The organism is Phenylobacterium haematophilum, assembly GCF_014196295.1.
GTDB classification, from domain to species: domain Bacteria; phylum Pseudomonadota; class Alphaproteobacteria; order Caulobacterales; family Caulobacteraceae; genus Phenylobacterium; species Phenylobacterium haematophilum.
The window spans coordinates 344,175-360,543 of record NZ_JACIDK010000003.1 but is presented as its reverse complement, the minus strand read 5'-3'; the positions used below and the strand labels follow the sequence as shown (position 1 = coordinate 360,543).

Here is a 16,369-nt window from a genome sequence, read left to right as displayed (position 1 = left end):
GCCGCGGCTTTGATCAAGCTTGAATATGACGCCCACGACAGGGCGAGGGAACGCATGGCACTGCGCTGGTTGTATTTTTCGGCTCGCGGACGTCTTGGCGCGAAGGCCTTTCGCCAGACCTACCTCGGTCTGTTCGTCGTCTCTGTGCTCGTCTGGGCCGCCGTCGCCGCAGAAGCGAAGGCCGACGAGGCCATCGTCCGGTTCGCTCAGGATAACGGCGCGTTTTTAGGCGCCATGGCGCTGGCGGCCGCGACTTCGCTCGGCTTCCTGGCCTGGGTCGCTTTGGCCGCTGGCACGGATGGGCCCAACGCCTACGGCGAACACTCGATCAGCATCGTGCGCTGAGGGCGGCGCCGCGCGAGCCGGCGCCGCTGCGTGAAAAGCCGGCAAAGTCCGACCGAGGCCCCACCACGGTCGTCGCCCCCCGTGTGGCCGCGCTCACAAAGTCGCGCCGCCCCGTTTTCGTCTCCGTTCCGACGCGCAAAGCTGCTAGGACGCGATTAGGAAAAGGGAGAGAAACTCGCCTGATGGCCATGCCGGGGATCGCTGTTAGGGGACAACGCAGTCTGCTGCGGCAGATTCGCGAAGCGCTCGCCTCGGGCGGGCCGGCCCAGTCGCGCCTCGACATCGTTGTGCGGATCATCGCCCGCTCGATGGTGGCCGAAGTTTGCTCCCTCTACATGCGCCGCGCCAGCGGCGACATGGAACTGTTCGCCACCGAAGGCCTCGACCCCGGCGCCGTCCACGTCACCCGCATGAAGCCCGGCGAGGGCCTGGTCGGCGAGATCATGCGCCTGGGCCGGCCGCTCAACCTGTCGGACGCCCCCAACCATCCGGCCTTCTCCTATCGGCCTGAGACCGGCGAAGATCCGTTCCACGCCTTCATGGGCGTGCCGCTGCTGCGCGGCGGCCGGGCGATCGGCGTGCTGGTGGTCCAGAACCGCACAGAGCGGGTCTATACCGACGACGAGGTCGAGGACCTGCAGATCGTCGCCATGGTGCTGGCCGAAATGGTCGCCGGCAGCGAGCTGGAAGGCGAACTCAAGGGCGTCGAGATCGCCCCGCACCGGCCCGAACGGCTCATTGGCTCACGCTTCGCCGACGGTCTGGCGCTCGGCGTCGCCGTCCTGCACGAACCGCCCGTCGCCCCCTCGCAACTCCTGGCCGAGGACGTGGTCGCCGAAGAGGCGCGCCTGAAGACCGCGATCCTGGGGCTGCAAGCCCAGATCGACGACATGCTCACCGGCGAGCACGGCCTGGTCGACGCTTCCTACGAGGTCCTCGAAACCTACAGGATGTTCGCCCATGACCGCGGGTGGAACCGCAGTCTGCAGGACGCGGTCCACAACGGCCTTACCGCCGAAGCCGCGGTCGAACGGGTGCGCTCCGAGCACCGCGCTCGATTGGGCCAGGCGCGCGACCCTTATCTGCGCGAGCGCCTGCACGACTTCGAGGACCTGGCGGACCGCCTGCTGCGCCATCTGTCGGGCGATGGACACGCCGCCCGCGACCTGCCTGAAAACGCCATCCTGATCGCGCGGAACCTGGGCCCCGCCGACCTGCTCGAATACGACCGCACCAAGCTGGCCGGGCTGCTGCTGGAAGAGGGTTCCTCCGCGAGCCACGCGGCGATCGTCGCCCGCGCGCTCGACATCCCTTGTGTCGGCCGCCTGCCGGGTCTGCGCGACAAGGTGTCGGAAGGCGACCCGGTTATCGTCGACGCCGAGACCGGCGAGGCGTATCTGCGTCCGCGCGTCGACGTCGTGAAAGCGCTGCACGCTCGCCTCGAAGTGCGCCTGCAGCGACGCGCGGAGTTCGCCAAGCTGCGCGACACGCCGGCCTTCACCCGCGACGGGGCCAAGGTCACGCTGTTGATGAACGCCGGCCTGGACGTCGACCTCGACATACTCGACGAGACCGGCGCGGAGGGCATCGGCCTCTTCCGCACCGAGTTCCAGTTCATGGTCGCCGAGGAGATGCCGCGCTTCAACGCGCAGACGGCGCTCTACGGCCGGGTGATGGACGCCGCCGGCGACCGGCCTGTGACGTTCCGCACGCTCGACCTCGGCGGCGACAAGGTGCTGCCGTACCTGGAGGCCGAGCGCGAGGAGAACCCCGCCCTCGGTTGGCGCGCGATCCGCATGGGCCTGGACCGTCCGGCCCTGCTGCGCCTTCAGCTGCGCGCCCTGATCGCCGCGGCTCGCGGCCGGCCCCTGCGCATAATGTTCCCGCTGGTCGCCAGCGTCGACGAGTTCCGCGCTGCTCGCGCCCTGGTGGATCACGAAGTCGCCTGGGCCCAGCGCCGCGGCCGCCTGGCGCCGTCGCGACTCGACGTCGGCGCTATGATCGAGGCGCCGGCTGTGGTCTGGCACCTCGACGCGCTGCTTCCGATGACTGATTTCGTCAGCGTCGGCACCAACGACCTGATGCAATACCTGTTCGCCGCCGACCGCGGGAACCCGCGGGTGTCGGACCGTTACGATTTTCTCTCGCCGCCGGCCCTACGTGCCCTGGAGACCATCCAGAAGGCCTGCGAAGAGACCGGCACGCCGGTGTCCGTGTGCGGGGAGATGGCCGGCCGCCCGCTGGAGGCGTTCGCCCTTGTGGCGCTTGGCTTTGACCGTCTGTCGATGCCGCCAGCCGGCATAGGCCCGGTCAAGCAGATGGTGCTGTCCTGCGATCGCGAGGCCGCGCGCCGCGGCGTCACCGCCCTGCTGCGGACATCCGCCGGATCGGTCCGGAACGAGATCGAGACCCTCGCCCGAAAATTGTATTTGGCGATCTGAAACAGGCTTGACCGGGGACGCTGCGTCGCACCCCCTCGCGGGTTTAGCGCATTGAATTTCAATGCCTAGAATGATACTCACAACCTAATATTAAGACCTATACTGTAAATCTGGCAGGGCGCGAATTCGCCTTTAGATCGTAAACGCTAGCAAGAGGCGCCAAAGTAGCCATGCCGCTCGATACTGGCGGGGTTACCAGTCTGGATTTGCGTAACAGCGGTGATCGCGAGACCAACCGCGCCAGCGGTCTGACCCCATCCCTCGAAGTTGGACCCGATATTGGCGCCGCGCTGAAGGCCGCCCGGGAACTTCGCGGCCTCAACCTGCAGGAACTGGCCGACTCCACGCGAATTCGCCGCAGCTACCTGGCGGCGATCGAAGAGATGCGGCTGGAAGAGCTGCCCTCGCGTCCGTTCACCATCGGCTACATCCGCGCCTACGCCGCGGCCCTGGGCCTGGACGGCGACGCCGCCGTTGAACGCTTCCGCCGCGACGAACCCGTCACCGACACCGCCCTGCGCGCGCCGATCGGAGTCGTCGAATCGAAAGATCCGCGCCTGACCCTGGTCATCGGCGGCGGCATGCTGGTGATCGCCGCGATCGTTCTCTGGAACGTCGCCCAGCGGGCGATGACCGCCGAGGCGCCGCCGCCGCACACCGCGCCAGCCGCCGCCATCGCGAAAGCCAAGCTCGGCGCGCCGGCCGGCCCGGTCGCGCTCGGCGCGCCGCTGCCGGCTCCGGTCGAGTCCACGACCCCGACGCCCTACGAAACGCCGGGCCTCGCCGAAGCGACCGCCGCGGGGGGCTCGTCCGACGCGGTCGTCGCCGCCAAGAAGGCCGCGGCTCTGACCCCGCAGGCCGATCCCACCGCGGCCGAGCCGCTGCCGCCGACCTTCGTGCCCCGCGGCGCGGTCTACGGCGCCCAGCCGGCCGCCTCCATCGTCACGCTTCAAGCCCGGAAGGGCGCGTCGCTGATCGTCCGAGGCAGTGGCGGAGCGGCCTACTTCGCCCGCCAACTGTCGGCGGGCGAGGCGTACCGGGTCCCGAATCTCAAGGGCCTGACGCTCGAGGTCACCGACCCGGCCGCCTTCCAGGTCTTCGTCGGCGGCCAGAGCAAGGGGGTGATGCCCGCCCCCACGATCGCCGCCGAGAAGCTTGTGGGCTAGCCTCTCGGGGCCGTCTCGGCGAAGTTGCCCTCCGATTCAGTACGGAGGTTCAGTCATGGTCGCAGGCGTCACAACCGGCGGAGAGCACCCCAGCAACGCCGCGCAGATGGCCGCCCCATCCTATCGGCTGGCCGCGCTCGACGAGGATTTCCTGCTCAGCGACTCCATGCGCGGCGTCCGCTTCCTGCTGGAATACGCCAAGGCCGAAGAGGCTCTGCGCGCCTGGGGCGTGCGCTCGACCATCGTGGTGTTCGGCAGCGCCCGGATTTCCGAAGCCGGCCCAGGCCGCCATGCGGACTGGTACGCAGCCGCCCGCGAGTTCGGCAAAATCGCCTCCCAGCGTGGCGGCGCGCTACTCAGCAACGGCGGCCCGCGCGACAACGTCATCGCCACCGGCGGCGGCCCGGGCGTGATGGAAGCCGCCAACCGCGGCGCGGCCGACGCCGGTGCGCCGTCGGTCGGGTTCAACATCACCCTGCCTTTCGAGCAGGAGCCGAACGCCTATTCGACGCCGGACCTGACCTTCCGCTTCCACTACTTCGCCATGCGCAAGATGCACCTGGCCATGCGCGCCAACGCCCTGGTGGTGTTCCCGGGCGGCTTCGGCACACTGGACGAGCTGTTCGAGATCCTCACGCTTCGCCAGACCGACAAGGCGCCGCGGATACCGGTCGTGCTGTTCGACGAGGCCTATTGGCGCTCGGTGATCAACTTCGACGCCATGATCGCTGAGGGCATGATCAAGGCCTCTGATGTTGAGCTCTTCAGCTTCGCCGAGAGCGCCGAACAGGTCTGGACCCAGCTGGTCGCCGGCGGGGTCAAGCACGGCCAGGACCTCGCCTGACGCCACGCGAGGCCCGCCGCTCCGCTGCGGCGCGGCGCGGCCTCGCGTTTTCCTGCGGAAGCCCTTATTTTCGAGGCCATGACCGTGCAAGATCACACCCACGTCCGTCCCTGGCGCGCGATCGACCGCCGGGTCTCGCGCAAGATCCGCGTCGGCAAGGTCGAGGTGGGCGGCGACGCCCCGATCACGGTCCAGTCGATGACCAACACGCTGACGGCTGACGCGGCGGCGACCATCGATCAGATCCGTCAGCTCGAAGAGGCCGGGGCCGATATCGTCCGCGTGTCCTGCCCCGACGTCGATTCCACCGAAGCGTTCAAGGCTATCGCCCGCGAGGCCAAGGTCCCGCTCGTGGCCGACATCCACTTCCATTACAAGCGCGGCATCGAAGCGGCGAAGGCTGGCGCGGCCTGCCTGCGGATCAATCCCGGCAACATCGGCTCCCCCGACCGCGTGCGCGAGGTCATCCAGGCCGCCCGCGACCACGGCTGTTCGATGCGGATCGGCGTCAACGCCGGCAGCCTCGAACCGCATCTGCTGGAAAAGTATGGCGAGCCCTGCCCCGCCGCCATGGTCGAGAGCGCTCTCGACCACGCCCGCATCCTGCAGGACAACGACTTCCACGAGTTCAAGATCAGCGTGAAGGCGTCCGACCCCTTCATGACCGTCGCCGCCTATCAGCAACTGGCCGAGGCCATTGACTGCCCGCTGCACGTCGGCATCACCGAAGCGGGCGCCCTACGCACCGGAACGGTGAAGTCGGCGATCGGCATGGGCTCGCTGCTCTGGGCCGGCATCGGCGATACGATCCGCGTCAGCCTGGCCGCCGACCCGGTCGAGGAGATCAAGGTCGGCTTCGACATCCTGAAGTCGTTGGGTCTGCGCCATCGCGGCGTCAACATCATCGCCTGCCCCTCCTGCGCGCGGCAGGGCTTCAACGTCATCGCTACGGTCGAGGCGCTGGAACAGCGTCTGGCCCACATCGCCACCCCGATGAGCCTTTCGATCATCGGCTGCGTGGTCAACGGCCCGGGCGAGGCCCTGATGACCGACGTCGGCTTCACCGGAGGCGGCAAGGGCGCGGGCATGGTCTATCTGGCCGGCAAGCCGGACCACAAGATGGACAACGAGCGGATGGTCGATCACATCGTCGAATTGGTCGAAGCCAAGGCCGCCGAGCTCGCCAAGGCCGAGCAGGCCGCGCTGCAAGCCGCCGAATAGATCACACGTTATGCGAACTTTGTCGGGCCGCTATTCGCGCTCGAAAAAATGCCCTAGACCTTGTGATGAGTGCTCTGGGGTATCGATTTGACTACCTTCTCTCCGGTTCCAGCGGACACCCGCCGCGCCGTCGTTCGCATCGTCGCCACTGAGATGACCAAGATCTCGCGGGCCATGGCTAGGGTCCACGGCGACGACGTCATCGAGTATTTCGTGTTCACCGCCCTCTGGGTGCTGAACTCGAGCCACCTGATCGGCGACCAGCGCTATGTCCAGCTCAAATCGATCCCGCCGGACGTCCTGCGCAAGCCCGCCAGCATCGAAGAGCTCCGCGCCGCCCTGCCGATGCCAGCCGACATCCTGCAGACCTACGTAAAGCGCCTGCTCGAGAAGGGGCTGGCCGAGGAGGTTTCAGGCAAGCTGGTGGTGCCGACCGCGGTCTTCACCCAACCCGAGATGCTCCAGGGCACGAGCGAACTCTATGAGAGCGTGGTGCAGATGGTCACATCAATGCGCGCGGCCGGTTTCTCCTTCGGCGACTAACCTGGACGGTTGACCAGGGCCACGCCGGTTCGCATAGGTCGTTCGGCGAACGCAATTCGTGGGGGCGATCATGGACGCAGCAGCCGACAACAGGCGCGCCGTGGTACGCACCGGGACCTTCGAGATCCTTGCCGCCCTTCGTTCCTTCGCCAAACTGCATGGCGGCGACGTCTTCGCCCTGCTGGTCTTTACGACGATCTGGAGCGCGAACGGCGAGAACCTCCTCGGCGACGAACGCTATGCCGGCCTGCACCGCATCGGTCCCGACAAGGGCAGCCTGCCGATGACCGACGCGGCGCTCTACCAGGCGATCGGCGCGCCTCCCGAAATCGTTGGGCGCTATGTCGAGGCTTTTATTTCCCTGGGCATTGTCGAGCGCGCGCCTGGCGGCCTGATCGCCCCCGCCGCGGTCTTCACCTCGCCCGAGATGATGGACGCGGCCGTTGAATTCTACGAGCGCATCCAACAACTTGGTCGGGCGCTGCGGGCGGTCGGCTTTGAACTCGTCGAGCGCGAGCTTCCACCGCTCAGCGCCTGAACGCCGGTCCCCGAACGGCATTTCAAATTGAACATTGTCAAAGATGACGCCTGCGTCACCTCTTGCGCTCTCGCCTTAGCCTTGATTAGGTGCCCCGCCTAAACCCCAGGGAGGGACACATGTCCGCTGACGGCAACTGGAAGATCACCATCAACTCGCCGATGGGCGCTCAAGAGGTCGAAGCCTCGATCACCACGAGCGGCGACACCTTCACCGGCCAGACCAAGGGCCGCATGGGTGAGCAAGCCATCGAAGGCAAGGTTTCGGGCGACACCCTGACCTGGTCGACCGCCATCACCCAACCGATGCCGATGACCCTCGAGTTCTCGGCGACGGTGTCGGGCGACACCATGAGCGGCAACGTGAAGCTGGGCGCTTTCGGCTCGGCCCCGCTCTCGGGCGTGCGCGTCTAAGACGTTTTCGCCGCTCCGGCGGACGGGAAGGCCCTCTCCTCGCGGAGAGGGCCTTTTTCGTTGGAGGCGCGACGCTGGGGCGTTAGAGAAGCCTCCCTTCATTCACCATCGACTGGAACCACGTGCGTCTCCCTCAGGCCAGATTGGATCAGGTCCTCGACCGCTTCCGCGAGATCGAGGCGCGCATGGGTGCGGCCACCGACGGCGCCGAGATCGTGCGCCTGTCTAAGGAACATGCCGAACTGAAGCCCGTGGCCGACGCGGTGAGCGCCGTCGCCCGCGCCCGTGAGGAGCTGCCTGAGCTCGAGGAGATGGCCAAGGCCGGCGATCCCGAGATGGCCGCCATGGCGCAGGACGAGCTGGCCGCGCTCAACGAACGCCTGCCGGGACTGGAGCGCGAAGTCGCCCTGTTGCTCGCCCCCAAGGACAAGGACGAGAACGCCTCAGCGATCCTCGAAGTCCGCGCCGGCACCGGCGGCGACGAGGCGGCGCTCTTCGCCGGCGACCTATTCCGCATGTACCAGCGCTACGCTCAGAACCACGGCTGGCGGGTCGAGATCGACAGCGTCTCCGAGGGCGAGGTCGGCGGCTACAAGGAAATCATCGCCTCGATCACAGGCGACGGCGTGTTCGGCCGGCTGAAATTCGAAAGCGGCGTACACCGCGTGCAGCGGGTGCCGGAAACCGAGGCCGGCGGCCGCATACACACCTCGGCCGCCACCGTGGCCGTGCTGCCCGAGGTCGAGGACGTCGAGATCGAGATTCGCGACCAGGACATCCGCGTCGACACCTATCGGTCGTCCGGCGCGGGCGGCCAGCACGTCAACAAAACCGACTCGGCCGTGCGCATCACCCACCTGCCGACCGGCATCGTGGTCACCTCGTCAGAGAAGTCGCAGCACCAGAACCGCGCGCGCGCGCTGAAGGTGCTGCAGGCCCGTCTCTACGACCAGCAGCGCGAAGCGCTCGACACCGCCCGCGCCGACGCCCGCAAGAGCCAGGTCGGCTCCGGCGATCGTTCGGAGCGCATCCGCACCTACAACTTCCCCCAAGGCCGGGTGACGGACCACCGGATCAACCTGACCCTCTACAACCTCGCCAAGATCATCGAGGGCGAGGCGCTCGACGACGTGATCAACCCGCTGATCGCCGAGGATCAGGCCGCCCGCCTGGCTGCGCTGGAAGACGAGTTCAACTAGCGCCGCAGCGCCCGGCGTACGCGATCGGCCTGCCGCAGGCTGTCGCTCACCGCCTTGTTGGTGATCTTGGAGACATCCAGATGGAAGGCCAGGCCGACGCTGTCGGCCATGGCCGCGCCGCGCTCGCCCATCGGCTTCTCGGGGCCGATTGTGGTGTCTAGCGCTGTCTGGTGTTCGATCTCGGCGTTGATCTCCGCCCCCAGCAGCACGACCATCACCGAGAACCAGATCCAGGTCATGAACGCGACCACCGCGCCCAGCGACCCGTAAGTCACGTCGTAGTGGGCGATATTGTTGAGATACCAGGAAAAACCCAGCGACCCGAGCAGCCAGAACGCCGCCGCGAGCACGGCTCCGACCGTCACCCACGACCATTTCGCGCGCGCCCTGCAGGGGCCATAGCGATAGATCACGCAGAATGCTCCGGCGGCCATCGCCAGCAAGATCAGCCATCGCAGCGGAATCCAGACCACCGCCAATTCGTTCAGCCCCAGATACTCAAAGGCGATCGGGGCGGCGACCAGCACCGCGGTCATCACCACAAGAAACAGCAGGGCTCCGAACGTGAAGACGTAGGTCAGCAGCGAGCGGCTGAAAAAGTTGCGCTTCTCCTTTTCGTCGTAGGCGACGTTGAGGCCGTCGAAGAGCGCCTTCATGCCGGCGTTCGAGGACCAAACCGACAGCAACAGGCTGACGACAAACGCCACCGACAGCGTGGCCGATGGCCGATCCGCCAGGCGCAGCATCTGCTCGCCGACGATGTTGATCACCTCGGCGGGGAACACTGTCGCCATGCTCGCCAGCTGCTGCTGAACCGCAGCGACGTCGGCGATCAGCCCGTACAGCGAGACGAACACGCCCATGGCCGGAAACAACGCCAGCAGCGTGTAGAACGTCACGCCGCCGGCGACCGACGGCAGCCGGTCGCGGCCGATCTCCTGATAGGTGCGCCAGGCAATGTCCTTCCAGCCCTTCGGTGGAATGGCATGCGGTCCATGGGCGACCCGCCCGCGCCGCGGCTCGGCCTTTTCGAACGCCGCGGGCGTGGCGATGACGTCGACGCTCAGCCTGCCGCTGACACGTTGGCGGCTGCGCCGCCACAGCTCGGTCATGGCGATCAGTCCGACCCACGGCGCGGCCCGCCAGAAGATTCCGACGGCGCGGTCCCACGCCGTTCGCTCTTCCCGCTCCGACATCCGCACCCTCTTACCGCCGCCCCAGACAGGCTGGAACACGCCGATCATGCCAGCGTTCCGCCGGCCAGACAGCTACCGGCGCGCGCGTGACTGTGCCAAGACAATCCATCCGTTGCAGGCTCAGGGAAGACGAAGGGCACATGACCGGTCACATCGCCGCGCTTTACCGCCACCCCGTCAAAGGCTTCACGCCCGAGCGCCTCGATCACGCCGAACTGACGGTCGGCGGACCGTTCCCCTTCGACCGGCTCTACGCGGTCGAGAACGGTCCTTCCGGCTTCGATGCGGCCGCGCCGGCGTACATTCCCAAGCAGAAGTTCACGGTGCTGATGTCCATCGCCGAGGTGGCCAAGGCCAGGACCCGCTACGACGAGACCAGCGGCGTTCTGACAGCGACAGCGCAGGGCCAGCCCGACTTCAGCGGCTCGCTGCAGCAGGCTGACGGCCGCGCCGCCTTCGCCAGTTGGCTGACCGCGCTGCTGGGCGAAGAGGTCCGCGGCGAGCTCAAGGTGCTCGAGGCCCCCGGCTACCGGTTCATGGACCACCCGCAGGGCCACGTGTCGATCATCAATCTGTCCAGCGTCCGCGACCTGGAGACCAAGATCGGCCGACCGGTGGATCCGCTGCGCTTCCGCGGCAATCTCTATGTCGAAGGCTGGCCCGCGTGGGTCGAGAACGACTGGGAGGGCCGCGAGCTCATGGTCGGCTTCGCCCGCGCCAAGGTGTTCAAACCGATTGTCCGCTGCGCCGCCACCCACGTGAACCCCGAAACCGCCGAGCGGGACATGGATGTGGTCAAGGCGCTGTTCGACAACTATGGGCACATGAACCTGGGCGTCTATGTTCACGTTACCGATTCTGGACGGGTCACGATCGGCGACGCCGCCACCATGCCGTCCCTGGAGCCCACCGCATGACGCTCACCCTCCTGCAAGCCTGGCAGTCGGCCAAGACTCGCCTGGAGGCCGTCGGCCTCGTGGGGCCGGTGATCGACGCGCGCCTGCTGGTCGAGGCCGCCGCCGACGCCACCCGCGCTGACATCGTCACCGACCCGCACCGCGCCCTGACGCCCGAACAGGAGGAGCGCCTGGCCGACTACATCTCGCGCCGCGAGCGGCGTGAACCTGTCAGCCACATCCTAGGCCGCAAGGGCTTCTGGAAGGTCATGCTGGCGGTGAATGCCGACGTCCTGACCCCGCGGCCGGAGACCGAGGTCATCGTCGACTACGTACTCAAGCAGTTCCCGGAACACATGGCCTTCGACATCCTCGACCTGGGGGTCGGTTCGGGCGCGATCATCCTGTCGATCCTGGCCGAACGGCCGGCCGCCAAGGGCTTGGCCACCGACATCTCGGACGAAGCTCTGGCCGTGGCGCGCGAGAACGCCTCGAACCTCGGCCTTGCCGGCCGCGTCGCCTTCGCCCGCGGCGACTGGACCGCCGGACTGCAAGACGCCAGCTTCGACGTCATCGTCTCCAACCCGCCCTACATCGCCAGTGACGTGATCGAGACGCTTGAGCCCGAGGTGCGCCAATTCGACCCGCGTCTGGCGCTGGATGGCGGCGCCGACGGCCTGGACGCCTACCGCCATCTGGCTCCCGAAATCATGCGCGTGCTGAAGCCCGGCGGCCTCTTTGCAGTCGAGATCGGTTACGACCAGAAGGAACAGGTCGAGGCCCTGTTCAATGAAGCAGGCGGCAGTGAAGTCTGGACGATCAAGGATTTGTCGACCAACGACCGCGTCGTTGTGGGCGTGAAAAACCCCTTGGAAACGCGCAAGTGAATCGCTAAGTCTCTATCTCGTCTCCACCCAATTCGCCGGTGCTAGAGGTTTGGGCCGCCCTGAGAAACCAGGACGGAAAGCCGTACCGGCGGCGCGCAGGCTTAGCGTGTCTCGCGCCTCAAGGTCAGGGCGGACGACGGAGAACACTTACGTCTTCAACACGGACTTACGGGCGATACGGCCCGATCAAGGCGAGAGGATAGACCGCGCGCTTCCCGGCGAGGCCGAAGCGGCGGTGGACACAGAGAATGAGAGATTTCAAGGGTATGAAGCGCCAGCGCGGCCGCAATCGTGGCGGCGGCGGCGGCGGAAAGCCTCAGCAGCAGAACGCGAACAGGGCCTTCGATTCGAACGGTCCTGACGGCGTGAAGGTGCGCGGCAACGCCCAGCACGTCTTCGAAAAGTACCAGCAGTTGGCTCGGGACGCTTCGTCCGCCGGCGACCGGGTTCTGGCCGAAAATTACCTGCAGCACGCCGAGCATTATTTCCGCACCGTGCGCGCCATGCAGCCGAACAAACCCGCCGCCGAGATTCTCGGCCGCGACAACTATTCTGGCGGCCTCGACATCGACTTCGAGGACGAGAGCGGCGCCCAGGCTGCGGCGGCGGAAGCTGAAGCGGCGGCCAACGAGGCTGCTGAATCCGGCGAGAACGGCGAAGGCGAAGGCCAGCAGGCCCGTGGCGAGCGCTGGCGCGACCGCGACGATCGCCAGGATCGTCCGCGCGACGACCGCAACCGCGACCGCGACGACCGCCAACGCAACGACCGGTTCGAAGGCCGCAACCGCGACCGCAACGAGCGTTATCGCGACCGCGACGACCGGCCCCGCGACGACCGTCAGCGCGATGACCGCCCCCGCGACGAGCGTCCTCGTGACGACCGCCCCCGCGCCGAGCGCGAAGATCGCCGCGACCGTGACGACCGTCCCCGCAGCGAACGGTTCGAAGGTCGCCGGGACCGCGAGGACCGCGGCGAGCGCCAGGACCGGGCCGAGCGGCAGGACCGCCCGGAGCGCGATCCGCTGGCCGTGGTCGAACCGAAGGCCGCGCCGCTGGTGCCCGCCGAACAGCAAGCTTCGCCCGTGCTGCGTGACGAGGATGGCGGCGAAAGCCACGCCCCCGCCTTCCTGAAGGCCCCGCGCGCGCCGCGCGCGCCCAAAACCGAAGGTCCCGCCGCCGAGGGTGAAGAAAAGCCCAAGGCTCGCCGTCGCCGCGCCCCGCGCAGCTTCGAGGGCGGTGAAGCTTCTTCGAACGAGACTGAAGAGGCCTGAGGCCAGCGCCTAGGCTCTGAAAACGATCAACCCCTCCCTCGCGGGAGGGGTTTTTCTTTGGCCCCTAGAACTTGTAGCCGACGCCGAGGCGGAAGCTGCGCCCCGGCAGCGGGGCCAGGTCCTTCAGGAACGAGGCATGCTCGCGGGCCTCGGCGTCGTTGAGGTTCCGGCCTTCCAGGAACAGCCGCAGCTTGCGATCGGCGAACGGCGTGGCCGACAGATAGGCGTTGATCATCTGGTAGCTGTCGGTCGGTAGCTCGTACTCGGCGACGCGGTCCTGTTCGCCCACATGGCGCAGCTCCAGCTTCCCGCTCCACCAGCCGCCCTCGAACACCGCCCGTCCGGTGACCGACCACGGCGGAATGCGCGCCGGCGGACCGAGGTCGGTGTCGCCGTGCACGTAGTCGGCCGCGCCCTGCAGCGAGAAGCTGCGCTCGCCGTCCTGCCACAGGCGATACGACGCCTCGGCCTCGGCGCCGTAGAAGGTCGCGTCGGTCTGCAGATAGTCGAAGACCGCAAAGCCGCTCTCTGGATCGATCTGGCCATTGGCGCGCAGATCGATGAAGCCGTCGTACTTCACGGCGAAGGCGTGCAGGTCCATCTCCCAGGGGCCGGCGCCATAGTGCACGGTGGCGTCCAGCGAGTAGGAGACTTCCGAGTCCAGGTCGGCGTTCCCGACCTCGAACCCGCGAGTGGCCGCATGGGCGCCGTCAGCGAATAGCTCCGCCTCGGTCGGGGCGCGCGCCGTGCGCGAAGCCGACAGTCCCAGGAACCAGCCCTCGGCCGGGCGCAGGAAGCCGCCGATGCTGGCGGAGACGTTGGTGAAGTCGCGCGACATCGCGTCGGTCTGGAGTTCACGGCGGTCGAGCCGCAGCCCGCCCTCGACGCCCCAGGTGTCGTTGTCCAGCCGCTGCAGCGTGAAGAGGCCGAGTTCATGGGTCTCGGTCGAAGGCACGTAAGCCTCCTCGCCATTGGCGTCGAGCGTCCGCGACAGCGCCTGGAGGCCGACTGCGCCCTGCCAGCCGCCGCGGGCCTTCTGGACCAGCTCGGCCCTCGCCTCCCAGCCTTCGGACAGGAACTGGGTGCCGACGCGACCGCCTTCCAGCTCGGCGTGCTCGTAGTCGGCGTAGCCGGCCGACACCTTGAGTTGGTCGAACGGTCCGAGATCGAAATTGAGCCCGCCGCGCAGGTCGTAGCGGGTCTGCTTCAGATCGATCTGGACGCCGCTTGCTTCGTCCTCGTGGTCGTGATCGTGGTCATGGTCGTGGTCTTCGCCCCCCTCATGCGAGTGGCCTGGCACGCCATAGGTGGTTTCGGTGCGCTTCACCGAGACGCCCACAAAGCCCTTGTCGCCGACATAGGAGACGCCGCCGCCATAGGCGTCCAGCTTCACCGCCGTATTGGCGACGGTCGAGGGCTCCTTGCCGAGATACTCTTCACCCTCGGCGGCCGTGAACCGGCGCGACTCGGCCAGCGAAGGAATGTCGTAGTCCGAGCTCTCGCGGTGCAGGCCGTCGATGCTGAACACCCAGTCGCCGACGCCCGCCTTCACGGAGGCCGAGACCGCCGAACCCTCGTCGACAGTCGTTCCCGAGGCCAGCAGGCGGCCATGCACCCCCTCGACCTTGGTGCTGGAAATCCGGTCGTCGATGATGTTGACGATGCCGCCGATCGCCGAGCCGCCATAGGCCAGGGCCGAGGGCCCGCGCAGCACCTCGATCCGCTCAGCCTCCTGCGGGTCGTTGGCCACTTGGTGGTCGGGCGACAGCGCCGAGGCGTCGATCATGCCGACGCCGTTGCTCAGCACCAGCACCCGCGGCCCGGCCAGGCCGCGGATCACCGGCCGACTCGCCCCCGGGCCGAAGAAGGTCGAGCGCACGCCGGGCAGGCCCGCCAGCACGTCCCCCAGACCAGCCGACGGCGCGGCGTCCAGGTCGTCGCGCTTCATCGCCTCGACACTGGTCGTCACCGAGTCCATCGAGACGACATAGGGCGCGGCGGTCACCACCAGCTCGGAGACCTCCTTGGCCGCCTCGGCATGGGCCGATCCCGCGAACAGCGCAGCGGCCCCAGCGGCGGCGAGCAGATAGGTCTTAGTCATGTGGACGCCTCGGACATACTCACGGGGCCGGCCTTGAATTCGGCGCGCCGTGTTACGAAATAACATAGACCGTTATGAGATAACATAACCGGCCGTCAAGCAGCTTTGCTTGCGGCGAGCGCGAGAGGCAGGTAGCCAAGGCCTATGGGAAGCGAGTGTCATCACGCGGACGGCGCGCAGCCGGGTCTCAAGGGTCACGCCCTGAGCCACGCGCTCGGCGCGGCCGAGAGCCGCTGCGCCGCCACTCAGGAGCGTCTGACCGCGCCCCGCCGCCGCGTGCTCGAACTGCTGCTCGAGGCGGACGGCCCGCAGAAGGCCTACGACCTGATCGCCGCCTTCGGCGAGCACGGCGAACCGGCCAAGCCGCCCACCGTCTATCGCGCGCTCGAGTTCCTCGAACGCCTGGGATTCGCCCACCGTATCGAGAGCCTCAACGCCTACGTGCCCTGCCGCCACGATGGCGGCGAGCATCGCGCCGCCTTCCTGATCTGCGACTGCTGCGGGGCCGCCCAGGAATTCGAGCCCGACTTCTCCGCCCAACTGAAGGCGGCCGAGAGCGCGGGCTACCAGGTTGCGACCATCACCTTGGAGGCCCGCGGCCGCTGCTCGGCCTGCCGCGCCGGCTAGGGCCGAAGGCGCGCCATCGCGAGAGCATCGACGTACTCGCCGTCTCGCAGCGCGAACGCCCGATGCAGGCCCTCGCGCTCGAACCCGAACCGTTCATAGAGGGCGATGGCCGCGGCGTTGTCGGTCCACACCGTCAGCTCGATCCGGCGCAGGCCCAGCCAGCGGTCGGCCTGCTCGGTCAGGGCCGCCATCAGCGCCGTGCCGACGCCACGGCCCGCAAAGTCATCGTGCACCGAAAGGCCGACCACCGCGACGTGGCCGCGACGACCGTCCAGCCGGTTCAGCCCGGCCTGCCCGATAACCTTGCCGGCGATCTCCGCCACCAGCGGCGTCCAGCCCGGCGGGGCGGACTCGAACCGTTTTATCCGTGCGGCGACAGAGGTGTACGGCAGCTGCAGCGTGCCCCAGACCACCCGGGGCTGGTTCAGCAATTCGGTGATGTCGCTCACGTCCGCGGGTTCCTGCCCGCGGATCAGTACGTCCTGGTTCATGGGTCTTACCTCTCCTGTCGTGCCGGAGCGGGGCCATGAAAAAACCCCGACGTTTCCGGCGGGGTCTGGCGTTCGATGCGGGCGTGAGGAACCTAGCGCGCGACATCTCCCGCCGGCCCGGCCTGGGCGGCGCAGAAAGTCACGTGCATAAGGGTCGCGAAAGCGCGCATGCGGCAAAGTTAGCCGGAAC

At 67.6% G+C, this 16,369-nt stretch carries 16 protein-coding genes; 13 read left to right on the top strand and 3 right to left on the bottom strand.

Translation table 11 applies throughout. The features are described 5' to 3' along the window. Positions 1-54 precede the first annotated feature (54 nt). The 9 genes from GGQ61_RS12550 (at position 55) to prfA (ending at position 8,710) form a co-directional block, all read left to right on the top strand. Positions 55-345 (top strand): hypothetical protein, encoded by a 291-nt coding sequence (locus GGQ61_RS12550; RefSeq protein WP_183773265.1) that lies wholly within the window; start codon positions 55-57, stop codon positions 343-345. 182 nt (positions 346-527) lie between these two features. Continuing rightward, complete coding sequence (gene ptsP / locus GGQ61_RS12545; RefSeq protein WP_183773263.1) at positions 528-2,786, top strand: phosphoenolpyruvate--protein phosphotransferase; 2,259 nt, start codon at positions 528-530, stop codon at positions 2,784-2,786. Positions 2,787-2,956: 170 nt separating this feature from the next. Beyond that, positions 2,957-3,952, top strand: a complete 996-nt coding sequence (locus GGQ61_RS12540) for a helix-turn-helix domain-containing protein (protein WP_183773262.1) — start codon at positions 2,957-2,959, stop codon at positions 3,950-3,952. A gap of 55 nt (positions 3,953-4,007) precedes the next feature. Next, positions 4,008-4,796 (top strand): LOG family protein, encoded by a 789-nt coding sequence (locus GGQ61_RS12535; RefSeq protein WP_246370819.1) that lies wholly within the window; start codon positions 4,008-4,010, stop codon positions 4,794-4,796. A 78-nt stretch (positions 4,797-4,874) separates the two neighbouring features. Then, positions 4,875-6,017, top strand: coding sequence for a flavodoxin-dependent (E)-4-hydroxy-3-methylbut-2-enyl-diphosphate synthase (ispG, locus tag GGQ61_RS12530; RefSeq protein WP_183773260.1), 1,143 nt, complete (start codon positions 4,875-4,877; stop codon positions 6,015-6,017). Between the two features lie 87 nt (positions 6,018-6,104). Next, positions 6,105-6,560 carry a hypothetical protein gene (locus GGQ61_RS12525; RefSeq protein WP_183773257.1) on the top strand — a complete coding sequence of 152 codons (456 nt, stop codon included), beginning with the start codon at positions 6,105-6,107 and terminating at the stop codon, positions 6,558-6,560. A 70-nt stretch (positions 6,561-6,630) separates the two neighbouring features. After that, positions 6,631-7,098, top strand: a complete 468-nt coding sequence (locus GGQ61_RS12520) for a hypothetical protein (protein ID WP_183773255.1) — start codon at positions 6,631-6,633, stop codon at positions 7,096-7,098. A gap of 119 nt (positions 7,099-7,217) precedes the next feature. Further along, positions 7,218-7,511 (top strand): hypothetical protein, encoded by a 294-nt coding sequence (locus GGQ61_RS12515; RefSeq protein WP_183773253.1) that lies wholly within the window; start codon positions 7,218-7,220, stop codon positions 7,509-7,511. A 122-nt stretch (positions 7,512-7,633) separates the two neighbouring features. Further along, positions 7,634-8,710: a peptide chain release factor 1 gene (gene prfA, locus GGQ61_RS12510; RefSeq protein ID WP_183773251.1), complete on the top strand. Its 1,077-nt coding sequence runs from the start codon at positions 7,634-7,636 to the stop codon at positions 8,708-8,710. Here prfA and GGQ61_RS12505 read toward each other — a convergent pair. Continuing rightward, a complete protein-coding gene (locus GGQ61_RS12505; RefSeq protein ID WP_246370818.1) occupies positions 8,707-9,954 on the bottom strand; it encodes a YihY/virulence factor BrkB family protein in 1,248 nt (415 codons plus the stop codon). The two genes, prfA and GGQ61_RS12505, sit on opposite strands and share 4 nt — an antisense overlap. Before the next feature lie 92 nt (positions 9,955-10,046). Here GGQ61_RS12505 and GGQ61_RS12500 point away from each other — a divergent pair, with 92 nt between their 5' ends. The 3 genes from GGQ61_RS12500 to GGQ61_RS12490 all read left to right on the top strand — a co-directional run bounded on the left by GGQ61_RS12500 (position 10,047) and on the right by GGQ61_RS12490 (position 12,960). Then, positions 10,047-10,823, top strand: a complete 777-nt coding sequence (locus tag GGQ61_RS12500) for an MOSC domain-containing protein (RefSeq protein ID WP_183773249.1) — start codon at positions 10,047-10,049, stop codon at positions 10,821-10,823. Next, complete coding sequence (gene prmC / locus GGQ61_RS12495; RefSeq protein ID WP_183773247.1) at positions 10,820-11,689, top strand: peptide chain release factor N(5)-glutamine methyltransferase; 870 nt, start codon at positions 10,820-10,822, stop codon at positions 11,687-11,689. The genes GGQ61_RS12500 and prmC overlap by 4 nt, the downstream gene beginning before the upstream one ends. A gap of 248 nt (positions 11,690-11,937) precedes the next feature. Then, the gene (locus GGQ61_RS12490) at positions 11,938-12,960 is read left to right on the top strand and encodes a DUF4167 domain-containing protein (protein ID WP_183773245.1); all 1,023 of its coding nucleotides are present in this window, start codon (positions 11,938-11,940) and stop codon (positions 12,958-12,960) included. A 64-nt stretch (positions 12,961-13,024) separates the two neighbouring features. On the opposite strand, the gene GGQ61_RS22475 is transcribed toward GGQ61_RS12490, so the two are convergent. Beyond that, on the bottom strand, positions 13,025-15,061 hold the full coding sequence (locus GGQ61_RS22475) for a TonB-dependent receptor (RefSeq protein WP_183773243.1): 2,037 nt from the start codon (positions 15,059-15,061) through the stop codon (positions 13,025-13,027). Positions 15,062-15,205: 144 nt separating this feature from the next. On the opposite strand from GGQ61_RS22475, the gene GGQ61_RS12480 reads away from it, so the two are divergent. After that, on the top strand, positions 15,206-15,688 hold the full coding sequence (locus tag GGQ61_RS12480) for a Fur family transcriptional regulator (RefSeq protein WP_183773241.1): 483 nt from the start codon (positions 15,206-15,208) through the stop codon (positions 15,686-15,688). Here GGQ61_RS12480 and GGQ61_RS12475 read toward each other — a convergent pair. Next, positions 15,685-16,179 carry a GNAT family N-acetyltransferase gene (locus GGQ61_RS12475; RefSeq protein WP_183773239.1) on the bottom strand — a complete coding sequence of 165 codons (495 nt, stop codon included), beginning with the start codon at positions 16,177-16,179 and terminating at the stop codon, positions 15,685-15,687. The genes GGQ61_RS12480 and GGQ61_RS12475 overlap by 4 nt on opposite strands. Positions 16,180-16,369: the final 190 nt, after the last annotated feature.